We start from the raw sequence: 13,281 nt of genomic DNA, 5'->3' as shown, positions 1-13,281 counted from the left end.
ACAAACCGACAAAAGTGGCAGGTTAACAGGTGATGGTATGGTAGTGAATGATTTTTACCACGATGCATTGATCGATGAAGCAGTTCAAAAAGCTAAAGAGTTAAAGCTGGCTAAAGAAAAATACCAAAAATTAACCGAAAAACCACAATGGGTGTTGCCTGATCCTGACTTAAAAGGAGTTACTGATGTTGATTAGTTACTTACTACTGAGTTTACTATTATTTCTATTTACTTTTGTTAAACGTTGGCATCTTTTTTGTTGGTTAAGTTACAGCGTTTTTTTGCTCTGTTTTTTGGCAATTATTCCTTTACCGGGTGAAGATAAAGTAAAATATACTGCCCCTACCCAAGTTGTATTTCGTTTTGATGACCACCGCTTTATCCAACTTACTGGCTATGGTTGCCAAGGGCGAATGTACTTTGTTGATGAGCAAAAGCAGATCTATTATGAATTGGCTCGGCACTCTGGAGAAGTATTAACCGAACCCTTTGCCCATATGCCGGAAGATTATATCTTTGTCCCTTTAAGTGATTATTCTGCTATAGATGTTTCCCTAGATGGCGGACGCTCTTTCCGTACCATTCATATTGAGACGTATGAGGGTATGGGAAGTTATCGACCTACTTATCATACCGTAGAAAACATTGTGGTTATGAATAATCAATTTTTCTTAAAAGATAACAGCCGAGGTATTTATCGGTCACCCAAACCTTACGGTACACGTCCGGTCGTAATTTCAGCTACCAGCGAGAAACTTTTTGAAGACAGTATAAGATATATGGGACTTCGCTGGGCGGATCAACCTAAAACTATGCCGGCTATGCCGGCTAATTATTCTGGCTGGCAACGATGGCAGTGTGATCCTAGTTTAAAACAACCGATAACCGTCTATAACCGTTATGCGCCGCTGATTAAATTACAAACCCAACTACGCCAGCTATTAGGCGTTTCAGAGGAGGCAACGCATGTACAAGAAACTAATTAAACTGCTGATCTGTTGCATACTTATTCCTGCTGGTTTATGGGCTTTTATTATCAAGTTTGGGGCAGATTTACCGGAAAGATATCAAGAAACAACCGGGCTAGATATTCCCATGCCAGAGCCAAGGCAGGGTTATGAAATTATTTACCCTGATGTGATTCGAACTAATGACCGCCATGATACAGGCTCATTTTACTATTTAAGTGAAAAACGTCAAGTTATCTATCGTTTTGATGCAGAGCGTTATTTAGAGCTACAAGGGGAAAACTGTGAAGGATTGATCTGGTACCACGACCAAGCCAAAAATATACATACGCGTATCAATAAAGTCTTCTTTACTCACGATAAGCTACCAAAATTTAACTATTACAACCCGGGTAAGGACTATATTGCCATTCCAACCGATGATATGTCGGCGGTACCGTTTTCAATCGATGGTGGTAGAACTTTTTATATTGGCAAGGTGACCGATTTTGCAGCTTATCCCAGTGAGCAAGTAGAGCGTTTTATTGGCGTAGATGATAGCCCATTAACTCTGCAATTTAATGATGTTGATGAATATATGAGAGGATTTATTAATACCATTACCATTTCTGGCAATACCGGCTATTTTATTCTAAAAAATGATGTAGTGTTTGGCGATACTGTCTTTTGGCAAATGTTTAAATACCCTCAACAGACTTTTCATTCATTAAATGGTGTTATAAACACCAAAGCAAATATTAATGTATACCTTGATGGTGAACACCTAGAAGAAGTCCAACTATTTGGGCGATATTGGGAAATTTATTATAAACCCGCTTATATAGAGCGCCTAACTAATGCACGCCATATTAAACTGGAACCATATCAAGGTTGGGACAAAATTCGTTGTGAAATTGGTGCTGAAAAATAATTTTAATATTAACAAACCGACAAAAGTGGCAGGTTAACAGGTGACGGTATGGTAGTGAATCATTTTTACCACGATGCATTGATCGATGAAGCAGTTAAACAAGCTAAAGAGTTAGAGCTGGCTAAAGAAAAATACCAAAAATTAACCGAAAAACCACAATGGATGTTGCCTGATCCTGACTTAAAAGGAGTTACTGATGTTGATTAGTTACTTACTACTGAGTTTACTATTATTTCTATTTGCTTTTGTTAAACGTTGGCATCTTTTTTGTTGGTTAAGTTACAGCGTTTTTTTGCTCTGTTTTTTGGCAATTATTCCTTTACCGGGTGAAGATAAAGTAAAATATACTGCCCCTACCCAAGTTGTATTTCGTTTTGATGACCACCGCTTTATCCAACTTACTGGCTATGGTTGCCAAGGGCGAATGTACTTTGTTGATGAGCAAAAGCAGATCTATTATGAATTGGCTCGGCACTCTGGAGAAGTATTAACCGAACCCTTTGCCCATATGCCGGAAGATTATATCTTTGTCCCTTTAAGTGATTATTCTGCTATAGATGTTTCCCTAGATGGCGGACGCTCTTTCCGTACCATTCATATTGAGACGTATGAGGGTATGGGAAGTTATCGACCTACTTATCATACCGTAGAAAACATTGTGGTTATGAATAATCAATTTTTCTTAAAAGATAACAGCCGAGGTATTTACCGGTCACCCAAACCTTACGGTACACGTCCTGTCGTAATTTCAGCTACCAGCGAGAAACTTTTTGAAGACAGTATAAGATATATGGGACTTCGCTGGGCGGATCAACCTAAAACTATGCCGGCTATGCCGGCCAATTATTCTGGCTGGCAGCGATGGCAGTGTGATCCTAGTTTAAAACAACCGATAACCGTCTATAACCGTTATGCGCCACTGATTAAATTACAAACCCAACTACGCCAGCTATTAGGCGTTTCAGAGGAGGCAACGCATGTACAAGAAACTAATTAAACTGCTCATCTGTTGCATTATCATTCCTGCTGGTTTATGGGCTTTTATTATCAAGTTTGGGGCAAATTTACCGGAAAAATATGAAGAAATAACGGGGCTGGATATTCCCATGCCAGAACCAAGGCAAGGTTACGAAATTATTTATCCAGATGCTATTAAAACAAGTAATCCTAATTATACAGCTTCGTTTTACTATTTAAGTGAAAAACGTCAGGTTATTTACCGTTTTGATGCAGAGCGTTATTTAGAGCTGCAAGGGGAAAACTGTGAAGGATTGATTTGGTACCATGACCAAGCCAAAGATATTCATACGCGTATCAATAAAGTCTTTTTTACTCACGATAGGCTACCAAAATTTAACTATTACAACCCGGGTAAGGACTATATTGCCATTCCAACCGATGATATGTCTGCGGTGCCGTTTTCAATTGATGGTGGTAAAACTTTTTATGTTGGCAAGGTGACCGATTTCGCAGCTTATCCCAGTGAGCAAGTAGAGCGTTTTATTGGCGTAGATCAGAGCCCATTAACCCTGCAATTTAAGGATGTTGATGAATATATGAGAGGGTTTATTAATACTATTACCGTTTCTGGCAATACTGGCTATTTTATTCTAAAAGATAATGTAGTATTTGGCGATACTGTTTTTTGGCAAATGTTTAGATACACTCAACAAACTTTTCATTCATTAAATGGTGTTATAAACACCAAAACAAATATTAATTTATACCTTGATGGTGAACACCTAGCAGAGGTCCAACTATTTGGGCGATACTGGGAAATTTATTATAAACCCGCTTATATAGAGCGGATAACTAATGCACGCCATATTAAACTGGAACCATATCAAGGTTGGGACAAAATTCGTTGTGAAATTGGCGCTGAAAAATAATTTTAATATTAACAAACCGATAAAAGTGGCAGGTTAACTATTGTTGATGTAATAGCAAGAATAGAGTGAATAACTAGTTCACGTAATCTCAAACTTGCACTATATCAAGATTGAGGCAAATTCGTCATAAAATTAGGGCTAAAGAAAGTAAATAAAATATAAGTAAGGAATTTATTTATGAAAGGTGTAATACGATTAGGTGATCCACATTCGCATGGTGGAAATGTTATTAGTGCTTCTGGAGCCGATTTTGATGGTAAACCTGTTGCTTTAGTGGGTGATAGTGTATCTTGCCCGAAAAAAGGACATGGTATAAATCCCATTATTGAAGGACATCCGACTTGGCTAATGCATGAACGCCAAGTTGTAATCGAAGGATGTCAAGCCGCATGTGGCTGTGTATTAATATCAACACTAACACAAGTGGGGTGTGACTAATGAAATGGCAGTTACCAAATATTGAAGAAAAAACCATACCGAATAATTTTTCAAAATGGATTTATTTATTGATTTTTGTGATTAGTTTTTTATCTTATATCTGTTTTATTTTTATTGTTCATAATGATAACTATGCCGTATTTTCTCAATTTAATCTAATCATCATTTTTTTTATTATTATGTCAATATTATTTGGATTGTGTGTGATGGGCTTTTTATACAGCTTCTTTTTTTATGAAAAAGTTGATGCGTTAATATTTAATCGTTGTCTAAAAAATATGCGCATAAATTGGCAAATTTGGTGTCAAAATTCAATTAATTTAATTGATTACCATTATATTACAGGTATTGATAATGTCTCTTTAAAAATAATGAGATTTGAGGGACACTCTCCAACAAATCCAGATAAAGTAATACCCATTTCAATTATAAGAGAAGATGACAGTTCTCCATTATTCTATTTGTTTGATAAGATTTTATTACCAATGAAATCTAAATTAGATATTCTTCCAAGTGTGACCATTCTTTTAAACACTAACCAAAACCAAGAAGTTATAAACAATGCGTTAATGAGTTATAGCCAACTCAATGAACTAAATATTCATCATTCTAATATTACCTTTTCCAACATAATACCCTCCATAGATAAGATTAATGATTGGATTGATGATAATTCAACACAAAATATACTATTAATTAATCTATTATTTGATACTGAAACTCAATTACAGGTGACTGAATATTGTTGTGCACTATTGTTTTCAAATGACGAAAAAGTATTAAGTCAATCTTCTTTGAAAATAAATTTATTCCGCTCCCTTAATACAAATTTAACTAATTTCAATAGAGATTTAGAGTATATTTTGGCTTCAGAACAAGTGCCAAGAGAAAAGATCAACCAAGCATGGACATTACATTTACCATCTCCTGCTTTAAACAGTTTTAAAGCTACATTATTTGATCCAAATGGCGGAATAAAACTTGAACCGAGTAAATTTTATCAATTGGAGATAAATTTAGGTAAGTTAGATTATAGTCATGCATGGCTTGCATTATCACTCGCTGCAGAAGGTATAGTAAAAGAGCAAAAAGGGCAAATTATTGCTACGCAAAATAAAGATTCAATTAATATTATGCAATTATCCGATGAAACGGCATATATACCGATAAAAGAAGATAACATAAAAGGTTACTATCCAACCATAACTTGTTTAAGTTGCTTATTACTCTTGTTTTGCATCTGTTTAACAATGATGTTTCCAATTGAAAAAATCGATTCTGAATTATTGATGCAAATAGGCGTTTTATCTTTTATAGCAGGACTTTTTATCATTGCGGTAATTACTGTAAGTACCCTTTATCAAACGTCTTCAAAGGAGGATGATTTCATTGAAATGTGGTTTGAAGAACAAGATGAAATAGCTAATAGTATTTAATTTAGAATATTATATTTATATAGGAGCAAGTTCCATCGCTCCTATTCTTACTTTCACCAAAATTAGTTTAAATGTAAACCTTCATGAAAAAAGATAATCATTGCTTTTATAATTTTCTTTAATCACTTCTATTCAAACTTTGAAGTATCAGTTGCACAAACTCTAAGGCGATGACCGTCTGGATCATTGCCAACACATGTATATCCAAAATCAAGCATTTGAGGTTCAAGTTCTATTTTGACGTTCAACTTTTTCCATAATGAATAAATTTCGTCTACCTTATCTTTTGTTACATCACTAAAAGAGAGCTCAAAACCGCCATAATAATTCGGTGCTGTAGGAGTGATTTGATCGGCTTGTTGTAATCCTAAAATAAAATCGTCTTTCAATAAAAAAACGGCAAATCCTGGATAGGTTTCAATAGGATTTTGTTCAAGTATTTTTGTGTAAAAATCGGTACTAATATTGATGTTTTTAACATAAATAATAAAGCTATTTGGTTTAAACATTTTGGTCACCTTTTTGTAGTAGATATTAAAAAATTAATATATTTAACTTATATTATCTATATTATGATGAGGTAACCCTGACAACTGTATGTCATATTAAAAATTTAAAATCAATTATTTCAAAAATTAAAATATGAAAATTAACCGTATAATTACAATTATTATGATACTACTTCAAAAAGATAGAATAAGCGCTAAAGTTTTATCGGAAAAATTAGATGTATCATTGCGAACCATTTATCGAGATATACAAGTTATTGAACGTGCGGGAATTCCGATCATCACATATGCAGGAAGTCAGGGCGGGATCAGTATTTTAAAAGATTATAAAATCAGTAAAGGGCTATTTACTAAAAACGATGTGACTGTTCTTTTAAAAGGTCTGAACTTATTATCTTCTCCAATTTTAAGTGACAATGAAAAATCCCTTACTCACGAAAAAATTAAAAGTTTTTTATCTCAGCAAGAACTTAATGATTTAGGTAATGATCTAAGCCAACTTGCTGTGGATTTATCTCCTTGGTTTTTAAAACAAAACAATAATAATAAAATAACCATTATTAAAGTGGCGTTGAGTCAACAATTACTTTTATCGTTTGATTATGTAAAAATTAAAAATGATACGATTTCTCGATTAATTGAGCCTTACCAACTACTATTTAAAGAAAAAGAGTGGTACTTAAAAGGTTATTGTTTAAATAGAAATGATTTTCGCATATTCAAATTATCTAAAATGTCTAACGTCCATAAAACAGACATTAATTTTACTAAAAGATCGTATCCCGACATGGTTTCTTTATTTAAACGAGATATGAAAAAAAAGGTCTTTAAAATAAAATTATTAATTGATGGCTCTATCTTAGAACGTATTTTAGATTATTGTGATGAGAAAGATATAAATTCATTTAATGATAATAAATACCTAGTCAACTTTGATTTTATTGAGGATGATTATAGTTACGGTATATTAATGAGTTTTGGACATAAATGCCTGTGCTTAGAGCCAGAACACGTCCGTTACGAAATAATCCAACGAGCAGAAAAACTCTGGCGATTATATAACGAAGAAGAAATTTGAATTAACTCCAACTTCGTTTATACCGATATGTCAATTAATTTAGAGTCTTTTGTTGCCATATCAACTTAATTTAAAATTATGCGCTATATTAACGATACTTAATATTGGTCAAATATGTTATTCCAATCAATATGATTTGAATCAAAAATATCTACACCTTTTTGACGAATTCGTTCAATCCACTCTTCTGCTTGGCATTGACCAATATCAAAATGTTTGATTGCGGTTTTCATCATCACATCGTGTTCATTAGCAATGGTTGTAGGCATCAATGCACAATCATCCGTATTGATACACACCGAGATAGGCCCCGTTCTGATACCAAACAGATTAAACCTTTCACCATTTTGCAGCCATTTACCATTTGGTGGGTGCCAACGAAATAAAGGATGTTCATGATAATGGCTGATTCGACCAATATAAAGATTGGATGTCGGACAAGCTTCAAGGATAATTCCTTGCTTACTGTACTGTTCAATCAATAAATCTTGAATTGCTGTATAGAGTTTTAGTTCTTCTTTCGAGATTGAATCTATTAGCGGTTCATTAATAAATTGAGGAGTTATATTGCTGTCTATTTGTAAATCAACTGAAATAGTTTTAAACCGTCTTTTGTTGTCTGATGGATAGTTTGAATAAAGATAGTTTAACCATAATTTTTTAGCTTTACTCTCAGGATGATTCATTAAAAATTCATAATCAGGTAAACGTGCTTTTCGCTTAATTTCACTTATACCTTGATTATTATTTAATCGACGAGGGCAATTTCGACGAAGTAGCCAAGCTTGGTATAACTCATTAATTGAATAGTGTTCATCATTATATAAGTAGTTAGACCAATGCTTAATTTTGTATTCCAGAATCGGGAAAGATGATTGAATTTCAGGTAGGATTCCACAAAGTTTTTGTGCTTGATAGTAACACCAAACTAAATTATCTAGATGTTCACCAACCGTCAAATAGGCTCGTTTTTGTTGCTTTGCCCATTGCTCAATATCTATTCCTAAAGCTAAAGCATGTCCAATACGATCCCCTTCATCAAACTGACAAAAATTAACCGCCTCATCAATAGCTCTTAAACCTGATAGAACATGACTAAAGTCTTCGCCGGCATGAACAGTTAAAAATGGTTTTTTGAAAGGTAAATATAAAGGACTATTTACTTGATAACATGCTGATCGTAGTACTCGAAGAGTTGGCGCAAATATCTCAATTGGTAATTGATTTTCATTACCTGCAATATCATATCCACGGATTAACTTTCTAAAATCAACTTTGGCTTTTTTAGGGGAAAGTCCAGTTTCAATATTAATTTCTGCTTTTTGATATTCAACTGAATTCATCAGATCATGTAGTTTATTTACCTGTAAATTCAATTTATCACGAAAATCCTTTAATAACCTATCTTTAGTATTTTTTTTGTCAGGAAAACCACGCGTAAAATGAACCACAAAATGATGATTTTCAGGTTTGCTCAATTGGAAGAAATGATTTGAAAGTCTTTTTAAGTATTCAAGCGATAAACTGAGTTTATCACCTTCTTTTTTTATTAAAGCATTAGGGGATATTCTATACTCTCTTTTAATATTACTTGCTGTGTCATGACTTACCGCGAAATCCTCAAATTTATAACCACCTTTATAGATTTTTTCAGGTTTTCTTAGCGAAAATCCAAAAAAACTCACAAACTGACTAAGTCCAACTCCCGATACTGTCATATAGTTTCTTAAAATATGACTACTTTTAATAAAAATCGATAAAATTTTTCTATAATCGCTATTTTGGTTATTATCAGCATGAATTAAAAAACCTAGGCATAATAATAACCAACCATTTTTCGAACATTGCTTTGGGTCATTTGCTATCACAATAATTTCTTGTATAGATGTAACATGGGTATTATTGTAAAAACTAATAACTGAAGCTTTTTCAGATATAATAGTTTTTAAATTTATTATGTTAAAATTGACGAATTCCTTTTTACTCTTGGAATTTTTTATTCCAGTATTAAAAAATATCTGTCGTAACAATAATATACTGCATGCTCTCACTAACAATGGTAAATGTTGTTTATTTAATGTATTACTTTCATATAAAGTAAACTCAGCGCGACTAGGCCACTTAATATATTCAGGCTCTTTTTCTAAATAAAGCGCAAAACTTTGCATTGAAAGTGATGAGGTTCCATGCCCATTTAAATGGACATGATTATCTGCATAAACTTTATTGCCGAGGGGTTTTACCAATGCAATCGGACATTGATCTGATAAAATATTGGCAATGGCATGGTTCGGTTGCAATATTCTATTTTCTATACGTTTTTTATAAGCTGAAGCAATTATCCAATTAGGATCAATTAATGACACTAGTGCTAACCACAAATCCAATAGCGGTTTTTTTACTTCAAAACTGACACCTGTCCACTCTAGAAAATAGTCTGCCAATTTATCCAAACAACTTATAGGATCTATAGCTTTATCATGGTTAAGCCACTCCTCAATAGCATAATCGATATCATCAGAACGCAAGCGATGACGATAATAAGGCTGATAATCATGTATTGCCTGCTTTAAAATTGTATGCAGTTTTTCGTTTAATTTTTCACCTTGTTGTAAATTTATTTCTGAATTTAATAACCGATCCGAAGTTAAAATTACAGCAGGTACAATCCATTTTAAATCAAAAGTGAACATTAGTTATTTCTTTTATTTTTTTCAGATTGAATTTTGTTATAAATTAATTTAAAAAGCCGTACAAATCCTTTTGTCGATTTTTCATTTAAAATCCTTTCTTCGTTTTCTTTATAAGGTTCATACTGCTCATCTGATTGTAATTCAATAAGATATTTTTCCAACTCCTTGATATCTTGTTTTTCAATCCATATATTTATATTTGAGTCGTTAAAGGTCTTAGAATTTTGAACAGAAAGGATTGTTTGTTTGATACTTTTAAACGGAGTTGGGTTTGAATCTGATTTGCTTGTTTTGCTATTAGATTTATTTCTTTTGATTATTTTATTTGCGTTACTTATTTTAAATTTCGGATTAATTGTGTTTTTGTCTTTATCTTCATTTTTGCCAAAAAGAGGATGATTCCATATAGCTGATAATAGTAGTGCTCTAATGCCGCCTTTTTCTTCAGGTTGTTTAGTATCGAAATCAACTATCCCTTTTATATTTTTTGTTAATATTCGGTCAGAACTTTTAAATTTTGATTTATCTCTAATCGTATTTACCGCGGCATTTAATGCAGGGTTAGCATGAATAATTATTCCATCTTGCATAAAACTTGCGAAAGCATTAATCACTAAATATTCAAAACGTTTTACAATATCGGAAAGATGTTCATCTTCATTTAATTTGAAATTTTTTTTACGTATGATATGTAATTGAGTAAAAACCTTATTAAATACTGCATGCAATAAGGGAATCAAATTCTTATTTTGTAATTCTTTTAACTTTTCTTCATACTCTTCACACCAATGGACTATCTGATTAGCAAATTCATTAATGCTATTGCTGTTGTTATTATTATTTTCATTACTAGTCTTTCCGTTTGTTCTTAAGTCTTCTCCATCAGACATATCCTCATCATCTACAAATTTAGTTGGGTTCATGGCATGAATTGAATAAAAAGGAGGAGAATTTAGGATAACCTTCAATTTGTTATCCCAGTAGATTTCTTTCTTATCAAAATTAACATCTAATATAGAAGTAACATGCAATATAGATAAAATCAATATTTCAAAAGCACGGCTAAAATAGATATTATGAATTTGCTGACTCAATTTTCCATAATAATCACAATGTGTATAAATTAATTTTAAAATATTATTTTCGTCAGTTTCTATGGTTTTATTGTTTAAAAAAAGATTTCCAACCAAAAACTCTAAAGGAGGCATGCTTCGCATAACTAAACTATTTTCGTTAAATACGCTGTTCAAAATTTTATTATTTTCTTCTCCTTTGCCAGATAGCTCTTTAATCGCCTCTGACTGTTCATTAAAAAAGTTCTTTTTATTGCCGGAAAATTTTATGTCAATCTGTTGCTTTGGGCTAAAAGCTAATAATTGTTCAATTCTAAATACTCCTACAACATTGTGATTTATTACCTGTTGATAACTAACAGAGTTACTATAAGCAACACCATCTTGTTTTTGTTCCGCCCAAGATTGAAAAGTAGACCATAAATACTCCTCTGATTTATCTTTAAATATAGAAGGTGGTAATGATCTTATAAGCTGAGAGACTTCTCGAGCATTTTGTGGCTTGGGCCATTTTGTACTGCTAGCTTCCCCATTACATAGATAGTAGAAATAACCCTGAAGATTTTTCTCGTATTTAAAAAATGTTATGCCACTATCCTGTACTCTTTCAATAATTTTTAATTTAGGTAAAAGATCATCAATAGGTAGTAAAGGTAACCGTTGGTGATTTGGGAACACTTTGGTTAGATAAGCCTCAGCTAATGATTGAGCTGTTTCACGTCCATGTTTTAATGTATCAGTGTCAATAAATTCTTTGGGTGCAGCTAATTTCTGAAAATGGACATTCATCATATGAGAATATAAGTGAAGAGAACCACTGATAATAGTGATAATATAAGGACAGCTAAGTAATCGACGGACGTCATCCAATACTTCAAAAGCTTTATCTAAAGACATATCCACATCATCGATTGGAATCACAATTGCTTTACAATGTAATATCTCAATACATTTTTCGACAAAATTATGAAAGCTATGTTGAATTTGTACACCAGAGCTATACTTAAGTATTTTATCTATTCCGGTGTAATCATTAAATTCTTTTGTTTTTCCTAGAGCATTGGCAAGTTCTTGCAGAGAGGAATAAAAATCATTACGTTGGCATTGATCCGTTGAATATGATTGTAATCTTTTTTCGACCGCATTATATAATTGAGCAACAATAACATTAGCAAACTCATCATGATTGCAAAGTAAGGTGGGATCGATAATTTCTAAAAAGAAAATATCGTCTATTTCTCTATTGTCATATCTTTTTTGCCAAAAATTTTCTACATTACGTAAAAATACGGTTTTACCAGCCCCACGTTCACCACTGATGCAGATTGCGTTATGTGCAGCATAAATTGCGTTTTTACCTTTATTTTTAATACGATTTTGTTTATAAGCTTTAGCTTCATCACTGGTTTTTATTAACATTTCTACCAGTTTTGCTTTGGCTGCTTGCTGCCAAAGTTCCTCGTTTGTAAAAGAATCTAGATATTCATTGGTTGTTAGATTTAGAATTATATCATTTGCCATAAGTTGCTCTATCCATATTTTTATTTTACTTAACGTAATGTATGGGAAGCTATTTTAGCTTAATTTGATAGTTTTTTAATCAGATATTTTGTTTCTTTACAAAAATATCTTTAACAGCGATTAACAATTTATTGCATTAACTTTAAATAAGAAACAATATTGAAGTTAAATTTAGATCAGATTTTTCTCAAATTTTTTTCCATTATGCAGCCTTCTTATTGGCAAAAGACTCTAGATATTTTTTGAAGGATGTTGTTTATTATTGGCTACAATAATATTTGCTAATCAGAAATTCATTTGGCATTTTTGCTTTAGATTGTCATTAGATTATTTATAATGAATATTATTAAATCAGAAGAATTAAAACAGTAAATTGAAGAGATTTTATTTTTAACTATTTGTTTGATATGGTTAACTGGTTTTAGGTGAAGATGAATCATAGTAAACTTTAACAATTTCCTTTTTTGGTAAGTTTCAGCTAATGCTCTAGCATCGCGATATTTGCCATATGGTTGGTAAACATTTGCTGCTTTGATAAAGTATTCCGCTACTTCTAGAAATTCATATCGCTTGGTGGCATTTTCTAAAATGTATTGAGCTTGTTGATAAGCAGCTGCAGATTGTTTCGTGCGATATTTTTCGTCATTTTCAATCGCTCGTTTATCTCTACATTTATCAGGTTGATATCGGCATAATTTGGAGAACCAACAAAGATGATATAATAAGCAGAAAAAGTCGATCTTATATCAGGACAATAATTCGTAGG

The 13,281-nt window shown here is 32.5% G+C and carries 12 protein-coding genes; 9 read left to right on the top strand and 3 right to left on the bottom strand.

Annotated features, from left to right (window positions below; translation table 11 throughout):
• Positions 1–37: 37 nt before the first annotated feature.
• From AC5LXI_RS06555 to AC5LXI_RS06520, 8 genes are all read left to right on the top strand, one after another.
• Positions 38–196, top strand: a complete 159-nt coding sequence (locus AC5LXI_RS06555) for a hypothetical protein (RefSeq protein WP_493444061.1) — start codon at positions 38–40, stop codon at positions 194–196.
• The gene (locus AC5LXI_RS06550; protein ID WP_493444060.1) at positions 186–986 is read left to right on the top strand and encodes a T6SS immunity protein Tli3 family protein; all 801 of its coding nucleotides are present in this window, start codon (positions 186–188) and stop codon (positions 984–986) included. The genes AC5LXI_RS06555 and AC5LXI_RS06550 overlap by 11 nt, the downstream gene beginning before the upstream one ends.
• Positions 967–1,878: a T6SS immunity protein Tli3 family protein gene (locus AC5LXI_RS06545; RefSeq protein WP_493444059.1), complete on the top strand. Its 912-nt coding sequence runs from the start codon at positions 967–969 to the stop codon at positions 1,876–1,878. The genes AC5LXI_RS06550 and AC5LXI_RS06545 overlap by 20 nt, the downstream gene beginning before the upstream one ends.
• Before the next feature lie 48 nt (positions 1,879–1,926).
• The gene (locus tag AC5LXI_RS06540) at positions 1,927–2,085 is read left to right on the top strand and encodes a hypothetical protein (RefSeq protein WP_493444058.1); all 159 of its coding nucleotides are present in this window, start codon (positions 1,927–1,929) and stop codon (positions 2,083–2,085) included.
• Complete coding sequence (locus AC5LXI_RS06535; protein ID WP_493444057.1) at positions 2,075–2,875, top strand: T6SS immunity protein Tli3 family protein; 801 nt, start codon at positions 2,075–2,077, stop codon at positions 2,873–2,875. The genes AC5LXI_RS06540 and AC5LXI_RS06535 overlap by 11 nt, the downstream gene beginning before the upstream one ends.
• Entirely contained in the window at positions 2,856–3,767 is a 912-nt protein-coding gene (locus tag AC5LXI_RS06530; RefSeq protein WP_493444056.1) for a T6SS immunity protein Tli3 family protein, read from the top strand. Before AC5LXI_RS06535 ends, AC5LXI_RS06530 begins: the two co-directional genes overlap by 20 nt.
• Before the next feature lie 177 nt (positions 3,768–3,944).
• Positions 3,945–4,205, top strand: a complete 261-nt coding sequence (locus tag AC5LXI_RS06525; RefSeq protein WP_493444055.1) for a PAAR domain-containing protein — start codon at positions 3,945–3,947, stop codon at positions 4,203–4,205.
• Complete coding sequence (locus tag AC5LXI_RS06520) at positions 4,205–5,641, top strand: hypothetical protein (protein WP_493444054.1); 1,437 nt, start codon at positions 4,205–4,207, stop codon at positions 5,639–5,641. The genes AC5LXI_RS06525 and AC5LXI_RS06520 overlap by 1 nt, the downstream gene beginning before the upstream one ends.
• Before the next feature lie 128 nt (positions 5,642–5,769).
• Here AC5LXI_RS06520 and AC5LXI_RS06515 read toward each other — a convergent pair whose 3' ends face one another.
• A complete protein-coding gene (locus tag AC5LXI_RS06515) occupies positions 5,770–6,150 on the bottom strand; it encodes a VOC family protein (protein WP_493444053.1) in 381 nt (126 codons plus the stop codon).
• Between the two features lie 133 nt (positions 6,151–6,283).
• On the opposite strand from AC5LXI_RS06515, the gene AC5LXI_RS06510 reads away from it, so the two are divergent.
• Positions 6,284–7,228, top strand: a complete 945-nt coding sequence (locus AC5LXI_RS06510; protein ID WP_493444052.1) for a helix-turn-helix transcriptional regulator — start codon at positions 6,284–6,286, stop codon at positions 7,226–7,228.
• Positions 7,229–7,326: 98 nt separating this feature from the next.
• On the opposite strand, the gene rdrB is transcribed toward AC5LXI_RS06510, so the two are convergent.
• On the bottom strand, positions 7,327–9,921 hold the full coding sequence (gene rdrB / locus AC5LXI_RS06505) for an antiviral RADAR system adenosine deaminase RdrB (protein WP_493444051.1): 2,595 nt from the start codon (positions 9,919–9,921) through the stop codon (positions 7,327–7,329).
• The gene (gene rdrA, locus AC5LXI_RS06500) at positions 9,921–12,515 is read right to left on the bottom strand and encodes an antiviral RADAR system adenosine triphosphatase RdrA (protein WP_493444050.1); all 2,595 of its coding nucleotides are present in this window, start codon (positions 12,513–12,515) and stop codon (positions 9,921–9,923) included. Before rdrA ends, rdrB begins: the two co-directional genes overlap by 1 nt.
• Between the last annotated feature and the right edge of the window lie 766 nt (positions 12,516–13,281).

This window comes from Gilliamella sp. LMG 34361, assembly GCF_984569075.1.
The sequence above is the reverse complement of the archived record's forward strand: the minus strand, read 5'-3'. Positions and strand labels throughout refer to the sequence as shown.